Origin of the sequence: Mycobacterium neumannii (assembly GCF_002245615.1) — a bacterium.
Taxonomy (GTDB): Bacteria; Actinomycetota; Actinomycetes; order Mycobacteriales; family Mycobacteriaceae; genus Mycobacterium; species Mycobacterium neumannii_A.
The window spans coordinates 131,815-154,920 of the sequence record NZ_NKCO01000010.1; the positions used below are offsets into that span (position 1 = coordinate 131,815).

Annotated in this window: 21 protein-coding genes and 1 pseudogene; 7 read left to right on the forward strand and 15 right to left on the reverse strand. The window is 67.4% G+C overall.

Annotated features, from left to right (window positions below; all coding sequences use genetic code 11):
* Positions 1-7 precede the first annotated feature (7 nt).
* Both CEX88_RS14045 and adh read right to left on the reverse strand, forming a co-directional pair.
* Positions 8-580: a DUF779 domain-containing protein gene (locus CEX88_RS14045; protein WP_094293931.1), complete on the reverse strand. Its 573-nt coding sequence runs from the start codon at positions 578-580 to the stop codon at positions 8-10.
* A 34-nt stretch (positions 581-614) separates the two neighbouring features.
* Positions 615-2,147 (reverse strand): aldehyde dehydrogenase, encoded by a 1,533-nt coding sequence (gene adh / locus CEX88_RS14050; protein WP_094293932.1) that lies wholly within the window; start codon positions 2,145-2,147, stop codon positions 615-617.
* A gap of 169 nt (positions 2,148-2,316) precedes the next feature.
* On the opposite strand from adh, the gene CEX88_RS14055 reads away from it, so the two are divergent.
* Complete coding sequence (locus CEX88_RS14055) at positions 2,317-3,807, forward strand: MFS transporter (protein WP_202931495.1); 1,491 nt, start codon at positions 2,317-2,319, stop codon at positions 3,805-3,807.
* Here the strand turns inward: CEX88_RS14055 and CEX88_RS14060 are convergent.
* Positions 3,797-4,672, reverse strand: a complete 876-nt coding sequence (locus CEX88_RS14060; protein ID WP_094293934.1) for a phytanoyl-CoA dioxygenase family protein — start codon at positions 4,670-4,672, stop codon at positions 3,797-3,799. The genes CEX88_RS14055 and CEX88_RS14060 overlap by 11 nt on opposite strands.
* 234 nt (positions 4,673-4,906) lie before the next feature.
* Between CEX88_RS14060 and CEX88_RS14065 the strand changes: the two genes are divergently transcribed.
* Positions 4,907-6,913: a prolyl oligopeptidase family serine peptidase gene (locus tag CEX88_RS14065; RefSeq protein WP_094293935.1), complete on the forward strand. Its 2,007-nt coding sequence runs from the start codon at positions 4,907-4,909 to the stop codon at positions 6,911-6,913.
* Here the strand turns inward: CEX88_RS14065 and CEX88_RS14070 are convergent.
* Both CEX88_RS14070 and CEX88_RS14075 read right to left on the reverse strand, forming a co-directional pair.
* Positions 6,906-8,156 carry a Dyp-type peroxidase gene (locus CEX88_RS14070; protein WP_094293936.1) on the reverse strand — a complete coding sequence of 417 codons (1,251 nt, stop codon included), beginning with the start codon at positions 8,154-8,156 and terminating at the stop codon, positions 6,906-6,908. The genes CEX88_RS14065 and CEX88_RS14070 overlap by 8 nt on opposite strands.
* Complete coding sequence (locus CEX88_RS14075) at positions 8,153-9,082, reverse strand: EfeM/EfeO family lipoprotein (RefSeq protein ID WP_094293937.1); 930 nt, start codon at positions 9,080-9,082, stop codon at positions 8,153-8,155. The genes CEX88_RS14070 and CEX88_RS14075 overlap by 4 nt, the downstream gene beginning before the upstream one ends.
* A gap of 155 nt (positions 9,083-9,237) precedes the next feature.
* Between CEX88_RS14075 and CEX88_RS14080 the strand changes: the two genes are divergently transcribed.
* Entirely contained in the window at positions 9,238-10,152 is a 915-nt protein-coding gene (locus tag CEX88_RS14080; RefSeq protein ID WP_094293938.1) for a crotonase/enoyl-CoA hydratase family protein, read from the forward strand.
* Here the strand turns inward: CEX88_RS14080 and CEX88_RS14085 are convergent.
* The 6 genes and pseudogenes from CEX88_RS14085 to CEX88_RS14115 form a co-directional block, all read right to left on the reverse strand.
* Positions 10,132-11,124: a DUF2889 domain-containing protein gene (locus CEX88_RS14085; RefSeq protein ID WP_094293939.1), complete on the reverse strand. Its 993-nt coding sequence runs from the start codon at positions 11,122-11,124 to the stop codon at positions 10,132-10,134. The genes CEX88_RS14080 and CEX88_RS14085 overlap by 21 nt on opposite strands.
* Before the next feature lie 28 nt (positions 11,125-11,152).
* A complete protein-coding gene (locus tag CEX88_RS14090; RefSeq protein ID WP_094293981.1) occupies positions 11,153-11,998 on the reverse strand; it encodes a hypothetical protein in 846 nt (281 codons plus the stop codon).
* Positions 11,999-12,088: 90 nt separating this feature from the next.
* Entirely contained in the window at positions 12,089-13,606 is a 1,518-nt protein-coding gene (locus tag CEX88_RS14095; protein WP_094293940.1) for an aldehyde dehydrogenase family protein, read from the reverse strand.
* Between the two features lie 69 nt (positions 13,607-13,675).
* Positions 13,676-14,253 (reverse strand): annotated as a pseudogene (locus tag CEX88_RS14100) (TetR/AcrR family transcriptional regulator).
* 581 nt (positions 14,254-14,834) lie between these two features.
* Entirely contained in the window at positions 14,835-15,350 is a 516-nt protein-coding gene (locus tag CEX88_RS14110; RefSeq protein ID WP_068200432.1) for a mycothiol transferase, read from the reverse strand.
* Positions 15,351-15,367: 17 nt separating this feature from the next.
* The gene (locus CEX88_RS14115; RefSeq protein ID WP_068200429.1) at positions 15,368-15,757 is read right to left on the reverse strand and encodes a VOC family protein; all 390 of its coding nucleotides are present in this window, start codon (positions 15,755-15,757) and stop codon (positions 15,368-15,370) included.
* Positions 15,758-15,779: 22 nt separating this feature from the next.
* On the opposite strand from CEX88_RS14115, the gene CEX88_RS14120 reads away from it, so the two are divergent.
* The gene (locus CEX88_RS14120; RefSeq protein WP_094293941.1) at positions 15,780-17,504 is read left to right on the forward strand and encodes an N-acyl-D-amino-acid deacylase family protein; all 1,725 of its coding nucleotides are present in this window, start codon (positions 15,780-15,782) and stop codon (positions 17,502-17,504) included.
* Positions 17,501-18,058 (forward strand): carboxymuconolactone decarboxylase family protein, encoded by a 558-nt coding sequence (locus tag CEX88_RS14125; protein WP_066845620.1) that lies wholly within the window; start codon positions 17,501-17,503, stop codon positions 18,056-18,058. The genes CEX88_RS14120 and CEX88_RS14125 overlap by 4 nt, the downstream gene beginning before the upstream one ends.
* Here CEX88_RS14125 and CEX88_RS14130 read toward each other — a convergent pair.
* The gene (locus tag CEX88_RS14130) at positions 18,047-18,871 is read right to left on the reverse strand and encodes an SDR family NAD(P)-dependent oxidoreductase (RefSeq protein WP_094293942.1); all 825 of its coding nucleotides are present in this window, start codon (positions 18,869-18,871) and stop codon (positions 18,047-18,049) included. The two genes, CEX88_RS14125 and CEX88_RS14130, sit on opposite strands and share 12 nt — an antisense overlap.
* A 43-nt stretch (positions 18,872-18,914) precedes the next feature.
* Between CEX88_RS14130 and CEX88_RS14135 the strand changes: the two genes are divergently transcribed.
* Positions 18,915-19,289 (forward strand): hypothetical protein, encoded by a 375-nt coding sequence (locus CEX88_RS14135; protein WP_094293943.1) that lies wholly within the window; start codon positions 18,915-18,917, stop codon positions 19,287-19,289.
* Between the two features lie 138 nt (positions 19,290-19,427).
* Here the strand turns inward: CEX88_RS14135 and groL are convergent, their stop codons facing one another.
* The 3 genes from groL to CEX88_RS14150 form a co-directional block, all read right to left on the reverse strand.
* On the reverse strand, positions 19,428-21,053 hold the full coding sequence (gene groL / locus CEX88_RS14140) for a chaperonin GroEL (protein ID WP_094293944.1): 1,626 nt from the start codon (positions 21,051-21,053) through the stop codon (positions 19,428-19,430).
* A 190-nt stretch (positions 21,054-21,243) separates the two neighbouring features.
* The gene (locus tag CEX88_RS14145; RefSeq protein WP_238382068.1) at positions 21,244-21,807 is read right to left on the reverse strand and encodes a TetR/AcrR family transcriptional regulator; all 564 of its coding nucleotides are present in this window, start codon (positions 21,805-21,807) and stop codon (positions 21,244-21,246) included.
* Between the two features lie 250 nt (positions 21,808-22,057).
* On the reverse strand, positions 22,058-22,501 hold the full coding sequence (locus CEX88_RS14150; RefSeq protein ID WP_202931496.1) for a DUF1398 family protein: 444 nt from the start codon (positions 22,499-22,501) through the stop codon (positions 22,058-22,060).
* A gap of 108 nt (positions 22,502-22,609) precedes the next feature.
* Here CEX88_RS14150 and CEX88_RS26530 point away from each other — a divergent pair, with 108 nt between their 5' ends.
* On the forward strand, positions 22,610-23,068 hold the full coding sequence (locus CEX88_RS26530; protein ID WP_094293946.1) for a MarR family winged helix-turn-helix transcriptional regulator: 459 nt from the start codon (positions 22,610-22,612) through the stop codon (positions 23,066-23,068).
* The last annotated feature ends 38 nt before the right edge of the window (positions 23,069-23,106 follow it).

Below are 23,106 nucleotides of genomic sequence, written 5' to 3' on the forward strand. Positions count from 1 at the left end.
GCCCCGCTCACCCGCCCGGCGCGTCAGGTATCGGACAGGCATCGATTGGGTCACCGACGATATGCGTTTCCGGCGGTGGCGGTCGGACGCCCCGTTCGAAATCCGCCCCGGTCACAGGCGGTGTGGCGGCCAGTGCCTGCATCTCTGCCCCGGTGAACGCCCGGCCTCGGCTCAAGAACCGCACCCCTTCGGGGGCTTCGACGCTGAACCCTCCGCCGCGGCCCGGGACGACGTCGATCACGAGTTGGGTGTGCTTCCACGCCTCGAACTGCGAGCCCGCGATCCAGACCGGTACCCCGTCGCCGACGTCGAGCACCGCGAGCAGCACGTCGCGATCGCCCACGATGAACTCCCCGTCGGGGTAGCACATCGGCGACGACCCGTCACAGCAGCCGCCGGACTGGTGGAACATCAGCGCGCCATGCTTGTCCTGCAGTCGGGTCAGCAGATCGGCGGCCGCGGCGGTGATCAACGCCCGCGGCGGCGCCGGCTCTTCTTCTTGTTGCGCCGAACGTGGGTTACCCGCACGCGAAAGTCCGGTTTGGTGTGCGGGTAACCCACGTTCGCGCCGGTCGGGCATCGTCAGAATCCTCGCCTCCTCGCGCAAGCGCTCGTCAGAAGAACCCCTGCGCTTTGTTGCTGTAGGACACCAGCAGATTCTTGGTCTGCTGGTAGTGGTCGAGCATCATCCGGTGGTTCTCCCGCCCGATGCCGGATTGCTTGTAGCCGCCGAACGCCGCGTGCGCGGGATAGGCGTGGTAGCAGTTCGTCCACACCCGGCCCGCCTTGATATCGCGACCGGCACGGTAGGCGGTGTTGCCGTCGCGACTCCACACTCCGGCGCCCAACCCGTACAGCGTGTCGTTGGCGATGGCGATCGCGTCGTCGTAATCGGTGAACGAGGTGACCGCGACGACGGGCCCGAAGATCTCCTCCTGGAAGATCCGCATCTTGTTGTTGCCCTCGAAAATCGTCGGCTGCACGTAGTAGCCGCCGGACAGGTCGCCGCCGAGTTCGGCGCGCTCACCGCCGGTGACGACGCGGGCGCCTTCGTCTTTACCAATCGCGATGTAGGACAACACCTTTTCGAGCTGGTCGTTGGAGGCCTGCGATCCGATCATCGTCTCGGTGTCCAGCGGATCGCCCTGTCGCACGGCCTTGGTGCGGATCGCGGCCAACTCCAGGAACTCGTCGTAGATGTCGGCCTGGATCAGGCTGCGCGACGGGCACGTGCACACCTCGCCCTGGTTGAGCGCGAACATCGTGAAGCCTTCGAGCGCCTTGTCCTGGTAGTCCTGACCTTCTGGGCCCTCGGCCATCACATCGGAGAAGAAGATGTTCGGGCTCTTGCCCCCGAGCTCGAGCGTGACGGGGATCAGGTTCTGCGACGCGTACTGCATGATCAGCCGGCCGGTGGTGGTCTCGCCCGTGAACGCGATCTTGGCGATGCGGTTCGACGACGCCAGCGGTTTGCCCGCCTCGAACCCGAACCCGTTGACCACGTTGACCACGCCCGGTGGCAGCAGGTCCCCGATCAGGCTCATCAGGTAGAGGATCGACGCCGGCGTCTGCTCGGCGGGTTTGAGTACGACCGCGTTACCGGCGGCCAGGGCGGGAGCCAGCTTCCACGTCGCCATCAGGATCGGGAAGTTCCACGGGATGATCTGCCCGACGACGCCGAGCGGTTCGTGGAAGTGGTAGGCGACGGTGTCGTCGTCGATCTGGGACAGCGAGCCTTCCTGGGCGCGGATCGCCCCGGCGAAGTAGCGGAAGTGATCGACGGCCAGGGGCAGGTCGGCGTTCAGCGTCTCGCGGATGGGCTTGCCGTTGTCCCACGACTCGGCCAGCGCGAGGGACTCGAGGTTCGCTTCGATGCGGTCGGCGATCTTGTTGAGGATGACGGCGCGCTCCCCCGCGGCGGTCTTGCCCCATGCGGTGGCCGCGCCGTGTGCGGCGTCCAGCGCTGCCTCGATATCGGTTTCGTCGGATCGCGGCACCTCGCAGAACGACTGGCCCGTCACCGGCGTCGGGTTCTCGAAGTACTCCCCGGAGGCCGGCGGCACCCATTCTCCGCCGATGAAGTTGCCGTAGCGCGACTCGAACGACATCAGGGCGTCGGCGGCACCCGGGCGGGCGTAAACGGTCATCGTGTCCTCCTCGTTGAGACATCTGACGAGACCTGTGACGGCCGGTCGCCATCGGCGAAGGCGACGGGTCGATGGCGGTCGGTCTTTCGCATCATGGCCGATTGTGCTCGCGATCACATCGGTGCGCCAGCGTGCCCCTACCGTGCCTCGCGACCTCCACAATGGTCGCGTGCATCCGTCACCGACGGCCGGACACCGCGCGCCCGGTTCGCGGCCCTCGACAAGTTACGGGTTCGTGTTGCTGGCGGTGACGTTGGCGATCAGCGACTTCACGATCGCCGACGCCGTCATCCCGTCACTGGTACGGGATCTCGGTTTGTCCGTGGCCGATCTGGGCCTGGCGTTCACGGCATACTTCGCCTCAGCGGCGGCATTCATGGTCCTGTTCGGCAGGCTCGGTGACGTCCTCGGACGCCGCTTCGTGCTGCTCGTCTCCACCGCCCTGTTCATCGCGGGAAGCGTGCTCAGCGGCATCGCCTGGGATCTGCCCTCCTTTTTCGCCGGCCGCGTGCTGTCCGGGTTGGCGTTGGCGGCGACTCTGCCGAACGGTCTCGGCGTGCTCAACACGCTGTTCGCGCAACGTGGGCCGCAGCGTGAGCGCGCCTTCGGCTTGTGGGCGGCGGCGATCGGGCTGGCGGCGGTGATAGGACCTCTTGTCGGGGGCGCGGCGGCGGCCACCGCGATCAGTTGGCGCTGGGCCTTTTTCGGGTCGGCGCTACTTGGCGCGCTGGCCGCGGTGGGCATCGCCACGACGTTGGCCGAGAACCCCCGCAAGCGTCTTGCCGACATCGACGTCTGGGGTGCGCTCCTGTTGGCGGCAAGTGCGGGCAGCCTTGCCCTGGCCGTGGACCTCGGAGGCGGCGGCTACGACGACCAAGTGCGCACGGCCGTCGGCCTTTTCGGTGTCACCATCGCGGCCGTCGCCGCTTTCGCCGCGGTGCAGCGCAGGCGAATCCGTCGGCGACGAGAAACCATCGCCCCGCCACACCTGTTCCGGTACCGGTCTTTTCGGTTGGCCACATTCAGCTCCGCGTTCATGTCCATCGGCGACACCGGATTCCAACTGGCCCTACCACTGGTCCTGGGGTTCGTCCTCGGCGTGGGCCAATTGGGGGTCGGCGTCGTGCTGGCCTGCTACGGCGCGGGCGCGGTGCTCAGCGGCCCGGCGGCGGCTGCCCTTGCTCGCCGACTCGACGACCGCACGGTGGCCCGATACGCCCTTGCGGCACTGCCGCTGCTGCTGCTCGGCCTGATCGCCCTGCTCTCCTGGAAGACACCGCTGGCCGCTGTGGGAGCGGTGCTGGTCGCCTACGGCGTGGCCTGGGGTGTCGCCTACGCGCGACTGGTGAACATATCCTATTACGAAGTGCCGGAACAGGACTCAGCGGTTGCCGGTGGCGTTCAGAGCGCGCTGCGGCTTCTGGCCGGTGCCCTCGGTGCCGGGATTCTCACGGCAGTCTTCAGCGGTGTAGCCGGCCGGTCGGCGCTGGACGCGGCGGTGCCGTCGCATTCGCGACTGACGCCCTCGGCCGATATATCCGCGCTCGCGACGGCACTCTCGACAGGGGCGCAGGCGACCATCGCGGTCGCCGCCGCCATCACGGCCGTCGCGCTGATCATCGTATTGCGGCTGCCCGAACAGCCGACCGTCAGATCGTGAGCGGCCGCTCCAAGCGGTCGCGGACCGAGTCGAGGAACGGATGCTCTTCGGAACCCAGGTAGTCGGCGGGCGGGCGCCAATCGATCCGGCCCATCTTTCCCGCGAACAAGCCGTAGCCGATCAGTTCGCGGAGTCGTGGGTCCAGCCGTCGCACCAACTCGCGGGGAATGCTGAGCTGCTGGTTGATCTGTTGGCGCAGGAACCCCGCGCAGTAGTTGACGGTGAGGGCGGGACGCGGCTTGTTCGTCCGGTTGGCGCCGGCCGTATGCCACAGGCTGCCGTTCCACACCAGCGCGTCACCTGCGGCCATCTCCACCGGGGTGCTCGGTGGGTAGGGTTCCGACGGCATCGCTGCCAGCCGGTGGGTGCCCGGCACAACGCGGGTTGCGCCGTTCTCGTCGGTGAAGTCGCAGAGCGCGATCAACGCGTTGCAGAGCAGTGGTTGGTGTGGCCGCGGAATCGGATACATCTCGTCGTCGCAATGCAAGCGTTGCTCGACCGCCCCCGGCAGCTGGTTGCTCGTCATGAACCAGGACAGCAGACAGTCCCGACCGAGCACCCCCTCGATGATCGGCAACAACCGCGGGTTGGTCGGGAGCGCCTCGTATCGGGCACCGTGTAGCAGCAGGTTGTCGATCCGCACCCAGTCGTGATCGGCGCCGTTGAGCGCCTTCTGTCCCGGGCGGGGAAAACCTTTGACGACGGTGTTCGAGTTGGCGATCACCGTCGGCAGTTCACGCTCGAGCCGACGCGTATCGCTCAGGTAGCCGTCGATCGCCTCGTGGTCGAGGACTCCCTTGACGACGGTGTAGCCGAGTTCTTCGATCTCACCGACGTGTCGAGCCGTCGATGAGTCGTCAGTCATCAGGACGGCAGCAGGTCGATTTCCTGCTGAACCTCTTCTTCTCGAACCTCGTCGGTGTCGACGATCTGGGGGTCGGCCATGACGATCTCCTTCACTAGGACAAAAAGATGACCAGGTCATGATCACTCACCATGGGCGCTCGCGCGGGGCATTCCGGCAGAAATTGACTCTCCGCAAAGGCGTCGCTCCCGGTACGGCACACCGGCTGAGCCGGTCGGGCACCGGACCGCGACAATGGGTCGCGTGGATGAGGACCCGTATCTGTGGCTCGAGGACATCACCGGTGATGTTGCGTTGGACTGGGTGCGCATGCACAACGAGCCGACGATCACGCGCTTCGGCGGTGAGAGGTTCGAGCAGATGCGGCGAGAGGCGCTGGAGGTACTCGACACCGACGCCCGCATTCCCTACGTCCGTAGGCGGGGCGATCACCTGTACAACTTCTGGCGCGACGCTGACCACCCTCGGGGGCTGTGGCGGCGCACGACGCTGGACAGTTACCGCAGCGAGCAGCCGGAGTGGGACGTCCTGATCGATGTCGACGCGCTCGCCGACCAAGACGACGAGAACTGGGTGTGGGCCGGCGCCGACGTGCTCGAACCGGACTTCTCCCTCGCGCTCGTCGAACTGTCCCGCGGCGGCGCCGACGCCACCGTCGTTCGCGAATTCGACATGGCCACACGGCAGTTCGTCACGGACGGTTTCGCACTTCCCGAGGCCAAGTCGAGCGTCACATGGCAGGACCGCGACACCGTGCTGGTCGGCACCGACTTCGGACCGGGTTCGTTGACCGACTCCGGCTATCCCCGGATCGTGAAGCGCTGGCGGCGCGGGCAACCGCTCGCCGAGGCGCAGACCCTGTTCGAGGGTGAGATCGCCGACGTCAGCGTGGGGTGCGGCTACGACGCGACACCGGGATTCGAACGGTTGCTGATCACGCGGGCCTTCGACTTCTTCAATCGCGAGCGTTACGAGTTGCGCGGCGAAACGCTGATACCCATCGACGTGCCGACCGACGCCGGGATATCCGTGCACCGCGAGTGGCTGTTGATCCGGCCGCGCACAGATTGGACGGTCGGGTCGACGACCTATCGCGCCGGTTCCCTGCTTGCCGCGAACTACCTCGAATACCTCGATGGCGCACGGGATCTGCACGTGGTGTGCGAACCCGACGAGCACTCGAGCCTCGACGACTACGCGTGGACGCGTGACCGCCTGATCCTCGTCACGCTCGTCGATGTGGTCAGCCACGTCGAGGTTGTGACACCGGGAGCGTGGCAGCGAGCCGGCATTGAGGGGATCCCGCCGAACACCAACACGGTGCTGGTCGACGCCGACGAATACGGTGACGAGATCTTCGTCGACTCCAGCGGTTTCGACACGCCGTCGCGGCTGTTATGGGGCGTGGCCGGTGACGCCGTCGCAGAGGTCAAACGCGCGCCGTCGTTCTTCGACGCCGCCGACCTACAGGTCGAGCAGTTCTTCGTGGCCTCCGACGACGGCACCATGATCCCGTATTTCGTTGTGGGGCACCATCACAATCAGGCGCTGGGCCCCACGCTGTTGGGCGGATACGGCGGCTTCGAGGTGGCCAACACGCCAAGCTACGCCGGTGTGTTGGGCCGGTTGTGGTTGAGCCGTGGTGGCACGTATGTGCTGGCGAACATCCGCGGCGGGGGCGAGTACGGGCCGACGTGGCATACGCAGGCGATGCGCGAGAACCGGCATCTCGTCTACGAGGATTTCGCCGCTGTGGCACGCGATCTGGTGGCGCGCGGCATCACCACCGTCGAGCAGCTCGGTGCGCAGGGCGGAAGCAACGGCGGCCTGTTGATGGGCGTGATGCTGACGCGGTACCCGGAACTGTTCGGCGCGTTGGTGTGCAGTGTGCCGCTACTGGACATGCGACGGTTCCACCTGCTGCTCGCAGGCGCCTCCTGGATGGCCGAGTACGGGGACCCCGACGATACCGACGATTGGGAGTTCATCTCGAAATACTCCCCGTATCAGAATATTTCGGCAGACCGTCGGTACCCGCCCGTGCTGATCACCACGTCGACGCGCGACGACCGCGTGCATCCGGGCCATGCCCGAAAGATGACCGCGGCCCTGGAGGATGCGGGTCATCCGGTCCACTACTACGAGAACATCGAGGGCGGTCACGCGGGCGCGACCGACAACGCCCAGACCGCATTCCGTTCGGCGCTCATCTACGAGTTCCTGTGGTCGATGCTCAGCTGAACAGCTGATCGCCGAGGTACCGGTCGGGACCCGTGACGCCCGGCAGGATGAAGAAGAAGCCGCCGCCGACCGGAAGGATGTACTCCTCGAGCGGTTCCCCGGCGAGGCGGCGCTGCACCGTCAGAAAACCCTTCTCAAGGCTGCGCTGATAGGCGATGAAGGCCAGACCCTGGTCCAGTCGGCCCGCGCCGTCGAAGCCCCGGGAGTAGTTGAAGCCCCTCCGCAGGATCAGGTTCTCGTCCGTCTCCGGCGTTCGCGGGTTGGCCAACCGGATGTGAGCGGTGAGCGGAATTCGCTTGCCGTCGGGGTCTTCTGGGTAATCGGGGTCGGTGAACTCACCGCTGAGCCCGAGTGGTGCGCCGCTGACCTTGCTGCGCCCGATCAGCGCTTCCTGCTCGACGAGTTGGGTGCGGTCCCAGAACTCGACGAACATGCGGATGATGCGGATCGCCTGATAGGAGCCGCCGACCGCCCACTGCGGTTCGCCGTCCTGCGGGCCGACCCAGACGTGGCGGTCCATGACGGCGCCGTCGTCGACATCGAGATTGGCCGTCCCATCCTTGAAGCCCAACAGGTTTCGCGGAGTCGCCGCCTCTGAGGCCCGCCCGCCGCCGATGCCCCTGGCGTATCCGTCGACCATCCACCGCATCACCAGATCGCTGCGCGTGCGGCGCATCAGCTGGCGCAGCGCGAAGATGACCGTGTCGTTGTGCCCGGCCTCGATCACGATCGACAGATCACCGTGCGACAGTTTGGGATCCAGCCGGTCGTTGGCCAGAAACGGCATCGTGACCAGTTCCCTGGGCTTGCGATCGGCCAGCCCGAACCGGTCGTCGAACAGCGACGCGCCCACACCGACCACCACCGACAGGTTGTCGGCGGGAGGCTGTTCGCCGAGGATTCCCGAGTCGACGGGCGGATACTCCGGGTCGCGCACCTCGGGCGGCCTGCCCGCCATCAGCCCGCGGATCTCTTCGGTGAGCTCCTGGAGGGCACGCTTGAGGCCGTCCCGATCCTTCGACAGCACGTTGAACGAGGCGATCAATCCCTGTTCGGGGATGGGCAGCGCGGTGATGCCGGTCTGGTGGGCGCCTTCGAACGGGACGAGCGCCCCCGCGGCAGCGGGCGGAGCGGCATCCTTTGAGCATCCGGCGAGGGCGGCACCGGCGCCCACCGCGGCACCCGTGCCCAGCGCGCCGGTGATGAAGCCCCGGCGCGACAGACCCGAGCGGCCTTCGCTCACTTCAGTTTCAGCACTCCCGACACCTGCGACAGGTTCTCCGACAGCCCGGCGAGTTCGGCCTTGAGCTTGTCGATGACGTCCGGTGTCACGGTGACCTCGGGGCAGCGCGGCGACGGATAGGGGTCGTTCTCGGTGCAGAACAACACCCAGCCGTCACCGCGGCGCAACGGCCGCATCGTGTCGAACACCGAGTTGAGTCCCGCTTCGATCTTGCCCAGCAAAGCCGGATCGGCTTGTACCAGAGCGGCACTCAGCGTGTTCACGGCATCGCGGGAGCCCTGGAGGTTGGCGTCGAAGTCCCAGAGGTCGGTCTTGGAGTAACGGTCCTCCTCGCCAGTGATCTTGCCTTCGGACACCTCTTCGATGAGTTCGGCAGCGCCGTTGGACACATCGATCGGCTTCACCTCGACCGCCGGGAACTGCGCCTTCAGGTCGGCGACGTCCTTGTCGAGCTGATCGGCAAACGGTGCCCCGCCCTCGGTGGTGTTCTTTTCGAACAGCAGGTATTCCAGGCGGTGCCAACCGGTGAACTTCGGGTCGTCAACGCCCGCGAAATCGTCAACGCGAGCGTCGATCTTGCCGTCGATCTCCTCGACCAGGGCGGCGATGGGCTCGATGCGTTCCCACGGGGCACGAGAAGGCGCGTACGCGTCCTGGGCGGCCTGGAGGTCTCCGGCGCGCACCGCATCGGTGAAGACCTTGACCACGCGCTGAAGTTCGTCGATGTTGCTCTGCGCGTAGGCCTTGTAGTCGGCGGCCGCTTTGTCGAGTACCGCGGGATCGACTGCGGGAGCGGCGCTCGTCGTCTCGGTCGCGGTTCCAGTGGCCGACGTCGTCTCGCTACCGGAAGAGCTCTCATTCGAGCATCCGGACAGGATCAGGCCGACGACGGCGATGGGAGTTGCCCAGGCAAGAAACCGGTTCATTAGCACCTCGAAGTTAGGAGAGGCTGAACATAGCACTTCTGGCTGGTCAGAGGCGAGGCAAGCCTAAATCGGCATTGCGAGCCGAGTGCACCATCAAGCGCGAACCGCCTCGGCGCGAGAATCGGCGCCAGCGCCCTCTCTGTCAAACTTGGGCCATGACGCCGCCAGAATCCGGGCCGCAATTCGAGACCTTGCTCTATGCCGCCGAGCCACCCATCGCCACCATCACCCTGAACCGCCCCGACCACCTCAACACCATCGTCCCGCCGATGCCCGACGAGATCGAGAAGGCCATCGGTGCGGCCGAGCGTGATCCCGCCGTCAAGGTGATCGTGCTGCGTGGCGCCGGCCGCGCGTTCTCCGGCGGCTACGACTTCGGCGGTGGCTTCGCGCACTGGGGCGATGCGATGAACACCGACGGTCGTTGGGATCCGGGCAAGGACTTCGCCATGGTCAGCGCGCGCGAAACCGGCCCCACGCAGAAGTTCATGGCGATCTGGCGGGCGTCCAAGCCGGTGATCGCCCAGGTGCACGGCTGGTGTGTGGGCGGCGCGAGCGACTACGCGCTGTGTGCCGACATCGTGATCGCCAGCGACGACGCGGTGATCGGCACTCCTTACGCCCGCATGTGGGGCGCCTACCTCACCGGCATGTGGCTGTACCGGCTGAGCCTGGCGAAGGTGAAGTGGCACTCGTTGACCGGTGAGCCGCTGACCGGAAAGGAAGCCGCCGCAGTCGAACTCATCAACGAGTCGGTACCGTTCGAGAACCTCGAGGCCCGCGTCAAAGAGATCGCACGCAAGCTGGCCGCGATTCCGCTGTCGCAGCTTCAGGCGCAGAAGCTGATCGTCAACCAGGCTTACGAGAACATGGGACTGGCCTCCACCCAAACTCTCGGCGGCATCCTCGACGGGCTGATGCGCAATACCCCCGATGCGCTGTCCTTCATCGAAACCGCTGCCGCACAGGGGGTTCGGGCCGCTGTCGAGCAGCGCGACGGCCCATGGGGCGACTACAGCCAGGCGCCGTCGGATAAGCGCCCCGATCCGTCACACGTCATCGAGCCCTGAACGCAGCTCGAAGAGCGCGTCGAGATCGGCGATCGCACGCAGCGTGTCGTTGAGGTGCGTGCACGTGCTGGTGCCGACGAACTCTCGCCGGACGCGGTCGCGAACCTCGACGAGTCTCATCCCCTGCACGCGTTGCGCGCTTCCGACGGCGCCCGGGCATTCCTGCCACGGCAGCACACGCACGTCCGCGCTGATCGCGGTGATCGTCCGCGTCGCGACGTCGACCGCGCCGGCGAGCGTGTACTCGTGCACGATCGTCTCGACCCCGTCGCCGTCGACGTAGGAGTCGCGGAAGTGCGCGTCGAAGCGTGACACACCCTGCTCCGCCGGGTGCAGGTCGAGGCGCCGCAATCGCCGCATGCCGTGTGCACCAAGAGGTTCGACGGCGTGCATACCGTCGAGTTCGATCGGCGGAGCCTGCGGGCCGTGCACCGAGGGGATGGTGCCGAGGCGTCGCGCGTATGCCACGAGCGACGCCTCAGGTGCGAAACCTGCGCAGATACCGGCCATGCGATCGGCGGTGCCGGGCGGCAACTTCTCCTCGGTACCCGCGATGATCGTCGCGTGCTGCAGCGCGTAACCGGAGACCAGCGCCGCACCGACCCAATCGTCGAGCAGCAGGTGCAGCAGGGTCGAGCCATGGACCTCGGCGGGCAGCAGTTCACCGACCGTGGAGCGGAAGCCGGGACCTACCCGCTTACCGACGAGGCGACCGAGCCGGTCGTCGCCCGGGACCGCCTCGATCGTCTCGATGGCCCGGTCGACCAAGCGGGCGCGCACGGCGATCTCGTCGAGCACCTCCACCGCACCGCGCCGGACGACGACGTCACGCGCCCTCAGGTCCACATCGGAATCCGCAGCGCCATCCGGATGGGTGTCGATGGTGCTGGTCCGCCGCAGTGCGCCCGCCACCAGGGTTGGCCACGTCTCGACGGGCCGCTGCGGGCCCACGATGTCGGTGACGAACGGCATGGCTTGACGGTAGCAATACCGAGGTCGGCTAAACGTCGCGTCGTCGTAACCCGCCGAGCATCGCCACGAGCACGCCGAACAGCACCAGCACTCCGCCTGCGGCCAGGGTGAGGTTCAGCCAGTGGTGCAGGCTGTCTTCGGCGTGGGCCACCATCACGTCGGCGACCACTCGGATGTCCCCCGACAGCCGGTTCAACGTGTCGTTGACGGAGTGGCGCGCCACCTCGAGGCCCGCCCACCCGGCCGCACCGACGATGAGCGCCGAAACGCCAAGGGCGGCAAGTGCTCTGCCGCGACTGCGGGCCGCCGCGAGCGTCAACAGGGCGAACACTCCGGTGAGGATGCTCGCGCCGATGCTGACCCACGGCCCCCACGTCGACACCCGTTTGAATTGACCGGGCCGCCAGCTGTCGGTGATCGACACGGAGACCGGTAGCGACTCGGGGGTGGCGACGCCGACGTTGCCCAGCGTCCTGCGGAACGATTCGTCGGCGAGCATCGGGCCGAGGTCGAGGATCCACTCGTCGGTGCCCTCGACCTGCTGGGCCCCGTCGGTGAACATCCAGCGGTGGCCGACGATGTTGGCCAGGGCGAACTGTTCGGGGAACGTCGGGTTCGCGGTGTAGGCCGCGGCCACCCCGCTGATGATGGTGCTGTCGGCGTCGTAGCCGTTGTCGCCCATGTACGACGCGACTTCGGTGGCCAGCACCCCCGCCATCGCCTTCTGCAGTTGCGGGTCCTCGGCGGCCGACTGGGCCAGCGCGGCATATCCGCCCTCGTCGACCACGTTGCGCTGCGCCCACATGGTGGGGACGGCGACGGCCAGCAGCGCCGTCGTGACGACCCATAAGAAGACCGTCACCACCATGCGCACGCGCATCCTCCTACCCGAAACCGCGGTTTCTGACACGAACCGCGCGTAACCGCCTCAGAAGCCAGTCTCGACGCGGTGGCGAGGAGCTCGCTATTTGGCGGCCCGCTTCGGGGTGATCAGCGCCAGCTTCGTCATCAACGTGTTCATCCGCTTCAGCGCCTTGGGCGAGTTGTTGTAGTAGTTGCCGCCGGCGCCGACGTTGGTGCGCGGCGCGACCACCACTTCCTGGCGGCAGTACTTGCGCAAGCCGTCCGCTCCGCCGAACCGTGCACCCAGACCCGAGGTCTTCCAGCCGCCCATGGGCGCCGTCGTGCACATCAAGTTCGAGATCACGTCGTTGATGTTGACCGCACCGCAATCCAGTTCGACCGCAACGTCGTTGGCCCGCTCGATGTCCTTGGAGAACACCGCGGCACTCAACCCGTACGGGCTGTCGTTGGCCAGCCGGATCGCCTCGTCCACACTGGCGACCTTCATGATCGGCAGCGTCGGCCCGAACGTCTCCTCCGTCATGCAGAGCATCGAGTGGTCGACGTCGACGAGGACCGTGGGCGGGTAGAAGTTGCCCTCGCTTTCGGGGCGCTTGCCGCCGGTCAGCGCCCGCGCACCCTTGGCGAGCGCGTCGTCGACGTGGCGGGTGGTGACGGCCACCTGTGTCTCGTCGATCAGCGAGCCGAAGTCGAAGCCGTCACCCGCGCCCATCTTCAGCTTCTCGACGTCGCGCACCACCGCGTCGACGAACTTGTCGTAGACGGATTCGAGCACGTAGACCCGCTCCACCGACACGCACGTCTGCCCGGCGTTGAAGAACGCACCCCACACCGCGGCGTGGGCGGCGAGGTCGATGTCGGCGTCCTCGAGCACGATCATCGGGTCCTTGCCGCCGAGCTCGAGGCTGACCGGGGTGAGCCGGCGCGCGGCGCGCTCCATGACCTTCGCCCCCGTCGCACTGGAACCGGTGAACTGGATGAAGTCGGCGTTGTCGATGAGGGCCTCGGACACCTCGCGGGCGCCCTGTGCCAGCGCCAGCACCTCCGGTGCACCCGAGTCCAGCCAGCCGCGCAGCAGCAGCTCGGCCGTCAGCGGTGTGCGCTCCGACGGTTTGAGCAACACCGCGCAGCCCGCCGCCAGCGCACCGATGGCGTCCATCAGCGCGTTGGCCACCGGGTAGTTCCACGGCGCGATGATGCCGACGACCGGACGGGGCCGGTAATGCACCTCGATCTTTTTGATCGACAGGAACGGCAGCGGCGCAGGACGCTTCTCGGGCGCCAGCGCCTTCTCCATGGTCTTGATGTAGTACGACGCGATCATGATCAGCAGCGGCACTTCCTGCGCCGCGTCGACGGCCGACTTGCCCGTCTCCTTGATCAGCAGCGACTCGATCTCGTCGCGGTGGTCGCCGAGCCAGACGGCGTAGCGGGCCAGCACCTTGGCCCTGCCCTTGGCGCCGCGGGCCTCCCATTGGCGCTGGGCCTGGCGCAGGCCGGCCGCGATGCGCGGCACGTCGGCGGGGTCGGTCCATCGCACGGTGCCCGCGACGGCTCCGGTCGCGGGATTGCGGATGGTGCTGGTATCGGGCAGCTCAACGTCGGACGTCGCAGTCATGTCCCCATGCTAGCGGTCGCATGTGATCTAGATCGCAGCAGGGTTGACACGTGTCAAGTTCGCGCGCGCCTACTTCATGAGCCGGTCTAGCACCTGCAGGCTGTCCGAGATCGGGTCGCCGGGCAGTGGGGTGCCGTGCGAGGCGCCGATCAGCACCCCGACGATCGCCCCTGCCAGCACGCGGCGCTCGCGGGGGTCGGTCGGCGCCCCGGGACGTTGCGTCAGCGCGTCTTCGATCAGGCCGATCAACCGGACATATTCGGCGTAGAGCAGGCCGGCCACCTCGGGCACGGTGTACATCAGCCGCTGCCCGATCATGGCCTCTTCGCGCTGCTCGGGGGTCAGCGAATTGAACGTGGTCTCGACGGCGTGCCGGTAGGCGTCGATGACCGACAGGTCGGCGGGCGCCGCGACGAACGCGTCGATGATCGGCGGGATGTGATCGTCGGAGATCAGCACCGCCTCTTTGGTCGGGAAGTAGCGGGAGAGGTGCGCGGCGAGATGTCGGCGGCAGCGGAGATCTGCTCGACGGTGGTGGCCTGGTAACCCCGCTCCTGGATCAGGCGAAACGCTTCCCGCCGAATCGTCGCACGAGTTCGCAGCTTCTTTCGCTCGCGCAAGCCCAGAGGCTTATCGGACAACGCCATCAGCCAATTGTGGCACCGCGTCGAGTTAGCCAGCCGAGGCCGCAGGGGAATCGAGGCCCCGCTGCGGTCGCGCCGGGCGATGAGCGCGGCGGCCCACACGACCGCCGAACCGAACAGCACACCGCCCACCACGTCGGTGAAGTAGTGGAAGGTCGTGGCGACTCCGAGCGTCGCCAACGCCACGGCGAGAACCGCGGTCACCACGACCCACCACGCCGCACCGGCCACGAGGACGACCAGCCCCCACACGATGGTGGTCGCGGTGAGATGTCCGCTCGGATAGGCGAGCCCGCCTCCCTTCTGGCGGTCGAAGATCGGTTTGAGCGCCCGCACGGCCGCGATTCCGGCCACCGGCGCGACGACCGTCATCAGCGCCAGCCACCACCGCCGTTGCAGGCACGCGGCGGCCAACACCACGACAGTCAGGGCGAGCAGCACGCGGGCATCGGCGATCACGGCCAGGCGCCGCACCGGGGTGTCGCCGAAACCCTGGAACCAGTCGTCGACCGGCGTCGAGGATTTGCCGACCGCCCAGCCGAGCAGCAGCATCACCGCCAGCGCGAGCGCCGGCCACAGTCGGGTCACGTGATTCCGCGGATGTAGGCCGCCTGGCCGAGGTGTTGGGCGCCGTCGTCGATGATGCTGACCAGCCGCACGCTCGCCGTCACCGGTGGATCCCAGTTCTCGTCGACGACGCGGCTCAATTCATCTGCGGTGACCGACGCGATGTACTCCAGCGTCACCTTGTGCACGGCGTGCGCGTAGCCGGCGAGCAGATCCGCAGGGGCGCGGACGCGGCCCACCTCCTCGGGGCTGTGCCCGTAACCCATGTCTTCGCGGGGGAGGTCGAGTCCGAACCGGTCGACCCACCCATCGCGCAACCAGACCTGCTCGGCGCCCGCGAGGTCGGCGAGCTGGACGTCCTGCTGACGGGCGCTGTGCCACACCAGCCACGCGATGCTGTTGGCGGTCGGGGTGGGACGAAAGAACGCGGTCTCGTCGGTCAGCCCGTCAGTGAGGTTCTCCACGTGCTCGCTGAGCCGGGTGAACGCGTCGCGCAGGATTTCGCGGGCCACTGCCACGCCTGAGTCAGCCATGACCTCGACGGTATACGTCAGTCCGGTGGTCGCGCCCCGTGAAAGACGGCCTCGATGTTGTTGCCGTCCGGATCGCGGACGAAGGCGCCGTAGTAACCGGGGTGGTACTCCGGCCACAGCCGTGGGGCGTGCAGCGACTCCGCGCCGGCCTGGATCGCAGCGTCGTAGAACGCCTGCACGGCATCGGTGTCGGCGGCCGCGAACGCGAAGTGCACCTCGCGGTTGGGGCCCGCCGCGTCGCCGGCGTTCATGTCCGCGATCCAGAAGTCGGGCTTGCCGTCCCTGCCGTAACCGATGGCGACCTGATAGTCGAGTTGGCGGGTGTAGCCGAGCACGCCCAGGACCGTGTCGTAGAACGCCTTCGACCTTTGGAAGTCCGCGCAGTTGATTCCGAAGTGGTCGATCACGGGCTCATCGTAGATTCGACGTATGACATATGAACTCGTGATCAGAGGCGGCACCATCGTCGATGGCCTGGGCGGGCAACCCTACGTCGGTGACGTCGCGGTTTCGGCAGGAGTCATCTCGGCCGTCGGACGGGTCGATGAGCCCGGCGCGCGGGAGATCGACGCGACGGGCCTCCTGGTGACCCCCGGGTTCGTGGACCTGCACACCCACTACGACGGCCAGGCGATCTGGTCGGACCGCCTGACGCCGTCATCGGCGCACGGTGTGACCACCGTGGTGATGGGCAACTGCGGGGTGGGGTTCGCACCGTGCCGGCCGGAGGACCACGACGTCCTCGTCGACGTGATGGCCGGGGTCGAGGACATCCCCGGTGTGGTGATGGTCGACGGGTTGCCGTGGCACTGGGAGACGTTCCCGGAGTTCCTCGACGCGCTCGAGGAGCGACGCCGGGACATTGATGTGGCCGCGCTGCTGCCCCACTCCCCGCTGCGGGTGTACGTGATGGGGCAGCGCGGTGTCGACCGCGAACCGGCCACCGCCGAGGACCTGGCGATGATGCGCAAACTCGCCGCCGAAGCCGTACAGGCCGGCGCGCTGGGCTTCGCGTCGTCGCGGTTCACGCTGCACAAGACTGAGAGCGGGCGGCCGATCCCCAGTTACGACGCCGATCGCGCCGAGATCGAGGCGATCGCCCGCGGAATCGACGACGCCGGTGGCGGGTTGATCCAGTTCGTGCCCGACCTGGTGGCCGGCGACTACGAGCCCGTGCTGCGAACGGTGTTCGAGGTCGCCGCCGAGGTCGGCCTGCCGGTGACGTTCACCCTGGCGATCGGCAACGCCGGCGACCCGTTCTTCCTCGACGCGCTGACGATGGTCGAGAAGGCCAACATCGACGGCGGCGAGATCACCGCGCAGATCTTCCCGCGGCCGATCGGGTTGGTGCTCGGCCTCGAGTTGTCGGGCAACCCGTTCGTGATGTACCCCAGCTACCAGGAACTGGCTCCCCTGCCGCTGGCCGAACGCGTCGCTGAGATGCGCAAACCTGAAGTGCGGCAACGGATCCTGTCGGACCAGCCGGTCGGCGAGGGCCATCCGCTGATGTTCGCGGCGCAGGCGTTCGAGTGGATGTTCCCGCTCGGCGATCCCCCGAACTACGAACCCCCGCGGTCCGAGAGCATCGCGAGTCGCGCCCATGCCCGCGGCGTCAGCCCGCTCGAGGAGGCCTACGACCGGCTGCTCGACGACGACGGCCACGCCATCCTTCTGGTGACCCTGGCCAACTTCCGCGACGGCACCCTGGACACGGTCGCGGAGCTGATCCGTCGCGACGATGTGGTGCTCGGACTCGGCGACGGTGGGGCCCACTACGGAATGATCTGCGACGCAAGCTTTCCCACGTACATGCTGACGCACTGGTCACGTGATCGCGGGGCCGGTCGACTGTCGGTGGCAGAGGCGGTGCGCGAACTGACCTCGGTGCCCGCCCGGGTTGCCGGCCTGGCCGACCGCGGCCGGATCGCCGTCGGTTACAAGGCCGACCTTAACGTCATCGACCACGACGGAATGCGTCTGCACCGGCCGGTCATCGCCTATGACCTTCCCGCCGGCGGCCGGCGCCTGGACCAGGGCGCCAAGGGGTACGTCGCGACCGTCGTGTCCGGCGAGATCATCGCCGAGAACGGCACTCCCACCGCCGCGCGTCCGGGCGAGTTGATCCGCGGCCGCCGACCCGCGCCCACTGCGTGAGCAGAGTCGCGCCGCTGGCTCCCCCGTGGAGCGAGGACGACGCCGCAGCCATCGACGGCTGGGGACATCCCGCCCGCACCTACGAGCCGCTGCTGCTGGTGCGCTGCCTGCAAAGGCACCCGAATCTGGCTGCGCGGCTTCGCAAACTGGGCGAGTCGCTCTACGTCGACGCGCGTCTGCCGCCGCGGTTGCGCACGATCGCGATCCTGCGGGTCTGCGCATTGCTGCGGTGCGAGTACGAATGGGGCGGCCAGGCCGCGTTCTGGGGTCCCATCGCCGGGGTCAGCGAACGCGAATGTGACGCACTGGTTCTCGACGACGACCCCGGCTTCAGCGACTTCGAGCGGATACTGATCGCCGCCGTGGACGAGGTCGAGAGAACCGGCACCTGGTCGGATCAGACGTGGCACGCCCTTGGCGACGAGCTCGATGACGAGCAGCGGATGGAGTTGCTGGTCGCGGTCGGTTGGTATCGCACCATCTGCACGCTGTGCAACGGCATGGCCTTGCCGGTCGAGGGTTGGATGCGGCGCTGGCCGCTGTCAGACCGCTGAGCGGTCGCGGCGCAGCCCGGGATGCTGACTGCGCAGCGTCCTGAGCAGAACAGCGCGCGGAAGCGCTTGCAGCAGGCGGGTACTCAGCACGTTCTGGCGTCCTGCGATCACGGTGCCGCGGTCGTGTTCGAGCGCGTCGACACCGATCCTGGCCACCTCGCGCGACGGCACCCACATGAACTTGGGGAATGCCGCGGCGAACGCGCGCTCGTCCATGCCCGCCGCCCGGAGGAACTCGGTGCGCACCGGCCCCGGAGCGAGCATCGCGACGGTGACGCCGGTGCCCGCCAGCTCGGCCCGCACGCCCTCGGTGTAGGTCTTCACGAACGCCTTGGTTCCCGCGTAGCCGGACTGGCCGGGGAACGGGTGATAGCCGGCGGTTGACCCCACGTTGAGGATCGCACCGCGACCACGCGGCACCATCTGCTGGACCGCGCGGGTGGTGAGGTCGATGACGGCCTCGACATTCACGCGCACCTGCGCGATCTCGTCGGCCACAGGCGATTTCGTCACCGACCCGATCGTGCCGATCCCGGCGTTGTTGACGAGGATATCGACGGTGAGGCCGCGCTCGGCGACCTGGTCGAACAGGGCCGCGCGGGCCTCAGGGTCGGCGACGTCGCACGCGATGGTCTCGGTGCGGACGCCGTCGCCGAGCTCGGCGGCCAAATCGCGCAGCCGCTTTTCGCGACGAGCGACGAGCGTGACGCCGTGACCGCGCGCGGCGAGCTCGCGGGCGATGTCGGCGCCGATGCCCGCCGACGCTCCGGTGACGACGGCGGTGGTGGTAGACGATGGCTGCGGTAAGGGCATACAAAAAATCTAACGCGCCGCTGCGCAGACGTATCCTCGCCCTATGAGCGTGAAGGTGGATCTCGACCGGTTGACCGACGTGCTGGCCGACTTCGGCTTCGCCTATCTGATCTCCGTGGGCGACGACTACCGCGCCCACACCGTCGCCGTCGACCCGGTGTTGCGCGACGGCAGGCTCGACGTCGGGACCGTCGGTCGGCACACGCGGGAGAACACCGCCCGCCACGGCGACGTCACCATCGTGTGGCCGCCGAGTGAGGCCGGTGGATATTCGTTGATCGTCGACGGTCAGGCGCATCAGGCGGGCGAGTCGTTGTCGGTCCAACCGTCGCGCGCGGTTCTGCACCGCAAGGCCACCGCGGAGTCGCCGTCGACGAGCCCGGACTGCCTGCACGACTGCGTCCCGCTGAAAAATTAGTTCCGCCGAGAGTGGGGTTGTGTCACGGTCTGCGCGAATACGCGTGCGGGTAACCCACGTTCGGCGATACGAGCGGACATGAAAAAGCCCGGCCCCTCGAGAGGAGCCGGGCTTTCCCAGTAGAACGGGTTTCCAGACTTAGAAGTCCATGCCGCCCATGCCGCCGGTCGGGTCGGCCGGACCAGCGGCCGCCTTCTCCGGCTTGTCGGCGACGACAGCCTCCGTGGTCAGGAACAGCGCCGCGATGGACGCCGCGTTCTGCAGCGCCGAACGCGTCACCTTGACCGGGTCGGCGACGCCGGCCTTGAGCAGGTCCTCGTACTCGCCGGTCGCGGCGTTGAGGCCGACGCCCTTGTCCGAGTTGCGGACCTTCTCGGCCACCACGCCGGGCTCCAGGCCGCCGTTGAGGGCGATCTGCTTCAGCGGAGCCTCGAGCGCCACGCGCACGATGTTCGCGCCGGTGGACTCGTCGCCCTCCAGCTTGAGCTCGTCCAGCGCCGGGGAGGCCTGCAGCAGGGCCACGCCACCGCCGGCGACGATGCCCTCCTCGACGGCCGCCTTGGCGTTGCGCACGGCGTCCTCGATGCGGTGCTTGCGCTCCTTGAGCTCGACCTCGGTGGCAGCGCCGGCCTTGATCACCGCAACACCGCCGGCCAGCTTGGCCAGGCGCTCCTGCAGCTTCTCGCGGTCGTAGTCGCTGTCGCTGTTCTCGATCTCGGCGCGGATCTGGGCCACCCGACCGGCGATGGCGTCGGAGTCACCGGCGCCCTCGACGATCGTGGTCTCGTCCTTGGTCACGACGACCTTGCGGGCCTGGCCCAGCAGCGAGATGTCGGCGGTCTCGAGCGAGAGGCCGACCTCTTCGCTGACGACCTGACCACCGGTGAGGATGGCCATGTCCTGCAGCATCGCCTTGCGGCGGTCACCGAAGCCCGGGGCCTTGACGGCGACGGACTTGAAGGTGCCGCGGATCTTGTTGACCACCAGGGTCGACAGGGCCTCGCCCTCGACGTCCTCGGCGATGATCAGCAGCGGCTTGCCGGCCTGGATGACCTTCTCCAGCAGCGGGAGCAGATCCTTGACGGTCGACACCTTGGACGACACGAGCAGGATGTACGGATCCTCAAGGACCGCTTCCTGACGCTCGGCGTCGGTCACGAAATAACCCGAGATGTAGCCCTTGTCGAAGCGCATACCCTCGGTGAGCTCGAGCTGCAGGCCGAAGGTGTTGCTCTCCTCGACGGTGATGACACCCTCGTTGCCGACCTTGTCCATGGCCTCGGCGATCAGCTCACCGATCTGGGTGTCGCCGGCCGAGATCGCAGCGGTGGCGGCGATCTGGTCCTTGGTCTCGACCTCCTTGGCCGACTTCAGCAGCGTCTCGGTGATCTTCCGGACGGCCTTCTCGATGCCGCGCTTGAGGCCGAGCGGGTTGGCGCCGGCCGCGACGTTGCGCAGACCCTCGCGCACGAGCGCCTGGGCCAGCACGGTGGCGGTGGTGGTGCCGTCGCCGGCGACGTCGTCGGTCTTCTTGGCGACTTCCTTGACCAGCTCAGCGCCGATCTTCTCGTACGGGTCCTCCAGCTCGATCTCCTTGGCAATGGACACACCATCGTTGGTGATCGTGGGGGCGCCCCACTTCTTCTCCAGGACGACGTTGCGACCCTTGGGCCCCAACGTCACCTTTACCGCGTCGGCGAGGCTGTTGAGGCCCCGCTCGAGGCCGCGGCGGGCCTCTTCGTCATACGCAATTGTCTTGGCCATTGCGAAGTGTTCCTCCGGATTGGGGATGGCACGTCTGCGGTCGGGTGCAGTGCCCGCGACGGACGGCTCGGGTGTGCTCCGCAGATGCGGCCCGTTGCCTCACCGTCCCGACCTAGCACTCACCGGTCGCGAGTGCCAATTGCCTTTCTAGCACTCGGGCATGGCGAGTGCAAGATCGCATGCGACCCGTTCAGGCCGCTCGCAGGCCGTCCAGTACCACCTCGGTGAGCCGCTCGGCTTGTTCGGGATTGGCGTCCTGGATCGCGAAGCAGCCGGCAAGGATCGCCTTCACGTCGAGCACGTCGACATCGCGCCGGGCGGCCCCGGCATCCTGAGCCGCCTCGAGCAGGCCGCCGAGGAGGTCGAGGAAGGCCCGCTCGGTCTCCGGGATGGCCACTGCGACGTCGATGCCCTCTCCCGCCAGGGCGTCCTTCAGGCCGCGATCGGCCGCTCCCCAATGCAGGACCAGGGAGCGCAGCAGGACGAACAGCGCCTCCCCCGGCGGTACATCCTCGGTCAGGGCGCGGCCCTCGGCGACGAGGCTGTCGATGCGGTTCTCGACGACCGCGCGGTACAGGTCCACCTTGGCCGGGAAGTGGCGGTGCACCGTGCCCGCGCCGACACCCGCGCGCCTCGCGATCTCGTCGATAGGCACCGCGAGGCCGTCGGTCGCGAACGCGTCGTAAGCGACCTCCAACACGCGGGCGCGATTGCGCAGGGCGTCGGCACGCGGCGCTCGACCGGTCACACTCACGTCGTCACCTCGGGAATCAAACTCAACGGGGCGTGCGTCCCGCATATCGCAGGGAATCGGGGTGCCCACTCCGCTTAACACTCTACCGAGGAGAACCGTCGACCAAGTCGGCTCGCTCTTCGAAGTAGGCATCGCAGAATCCGGGTGCCGCATACGGGTCATGTCGTGAAGACCGCGCCGGGTCCGGTGTCGGGCGGACGCAGTAGACGTTTTCGGCCAATTCGAGGGATTCGACACGAAGTCGAACACCTCAGCTGTCGCGCGGTTGATCGTCACCGTCTTCGTGATCCTGGCGGCTGCCTGCCGAGGCATCGTTGTTTCCCCTGCCGTGTGCAAGTCGCACCAGCGGATAGCTTTCGCAGTGCTGTTCGCCGCCGGCACCGAAGTAGGTCACTGTGCGGGCGTCGAAGTCGACGAGGTACCGGACAACCCCACCTCGCCAGATCTCTTCGAGAAACTGACGAAAGGTGCAGTTCCCGGCCTGGTCGGTCTCGATGGCACGGACCAGGGCCGAGCGGTCGAACCGGGGGATCATGGCTCCACCCCTGACCAGTGGCTCGTCCATCTGCACCACCGCGCCCGCATCCGTGAGATAGAGGCTCTGGGTCGAGGGAAGGAACCACTCGTTGTGGCGTACGCCGGCTTGCCGAAGCACCTCGGCGAACACCGGGAAGCCGCCCACGGTCGGACGCATGGCGATTGCGTGTCGCTGGGCCGTCTCTAACCGGTCAAGTGCGCCTGACATGACGCCGCCCGCAGTGGCATTCGGCCTCGACGGCCGAAGTGGAGGTACCATGGGAACATGGTGTCAACCCGACAACATGTTGTCAATAATCGGGCGCGCGAGGTGGCTTTGCTCATTGCCGACATCTACGAGGCCGCGGGGGCGTTCCGTCGCTCGGGAGAGACCATTGCAGGCGCCGAAGGACAAACGCAGGCGCGGTGGCAACTCATGAGTGTCGTATCGGGTGGTCCCATGACGGTCCCGCAGGTCGCTCGGCGGCTGGGGATCACCCGCCAAGGCGTTCAACGGGTGGCCAACGATCTTGTCGACGAAGGTCTTGTCCGCCTCACACCCAACCCCGACCATCGAAGCTCCTCGCTGTTGGAGCTGACCTCGCAAGGGCAGGCCGTCCTCGGCCGGATCAACAATCGGGCGCACCGTTTGAACTCCATTCTGGCCTCGACACTCGACGCCCCGAAGCTGTCGCAGACACGCGCGGTACTCCGGACACTCATCGATGCGAACTCGACCGGATGAACAGCCACTGGGAGTCGAGGAGCCTTTCCAAACCCGCC

Bases quoted from the DNA above. Each gene is read 5' to 3' on its own strand.
- CEX88_RS14045 (WP_094293931.1), bottom strand. From the start codon at position 580: ATGCCCGACCGGCGCGAACGTGGGTTACCCGCACACCAAACCGGACTT.
- adh (WP_094293932.1), bottom strand. From the start codon at position 2,147: ATGACCGTTTACGCCCGCCCGGGTGCCGCCGACGCCCTGATGTCGTTC.
- CEX88_RS14060 (WP_094293934.1), bottom strand. From the start codon at position 4,672: ATGACTGACGACTCATCGACGGCTCGACACGTCGGTGAGATCGAAGAA.
- CEX88_RS14065 (WP_094293935.1), top strand. From the start codon at position 4,907: ATGGGTCGCGTGGATGAGGACCCGTATCTGTGGCTCGAGGACATCACC.
- CEX88_RS14075 (WP_094293937.1), bottom strand. From the start codon at position 9,082: ATGAACCGGTTTCTTGCCTGGGCAACTCCCATCGCCGTCGTCGGCCTG.
- CEX88_RS14080 (WP_094293938.1), top strand. From the start codon at position 9,238: ATGACGCCGCCAGAATCCGGGCCGCAATTCGAGACCTTGCTCTATGCC.
- CEX88_RS14085 (WP_094293939.1), bottom strand. From the start codon at position 11,124: ATGCCGTTCGTCACCGACATCGTGGGCCCGCAGCGGCCCGTCGAGACG.
- CEX88_RS14095 (WP_094293940.1), bottom strand. From the start codon at position 13,606: ATGACTGCGACGTCCGACGTTGAGCTGCCCGATACCAGCACCATCCGC.
- CEX88_RS14110 (WP_068200432.1), bottom strand. From the start codon at position 15,350: ATGGCTGACTCAGGCGTGGCAGTGGCCCGCGAAATCCTGCGCGACGCG.
- CEX88_RS14120 (WP_094293941.1), top strand. From the start codon at position 15,780: ATGACATATGAACTCGTGATCAGAGGCGGCACCATCGTCGATGGCCTG.
- CEX88_RS14130 (WP_094293942.1), bottom strand. From the start codon at position 18,871: ATGCCCTTACCGCAGCCATCGTCTACCACCACCGCCGTCGTCACCGGA.
- CEX88_RS14135 (WP_094293943.1), top strand. From the start codon at position 18,915: ATGAGCGTGAAGGTGGATCTCGACCGGTTGACCGACGTGCTGGCCGAC.
- groL (WP_094293944.1), bottom strand. From the start codon at position 21,053: ATGGCCAAGACAATTGCGTATGACGAAGAGGCCCGCCGCGGCCTCGAG.
- CEX88_RS14150 (WP_202931496.1), bottom strand. From the start codon at position 22,501: ATGCGTCCGACCGTGGGCGGCTTCCCGGTGTTCGCCGAGGTGCTTCGG.
- CEX88_RS26530 (WP_094293946.1), top strand. From the start codon at position 22,610: ATGGTGTCAACCCGACAACATGTTGTCAATAATCGGGCGCGCGAGGTG.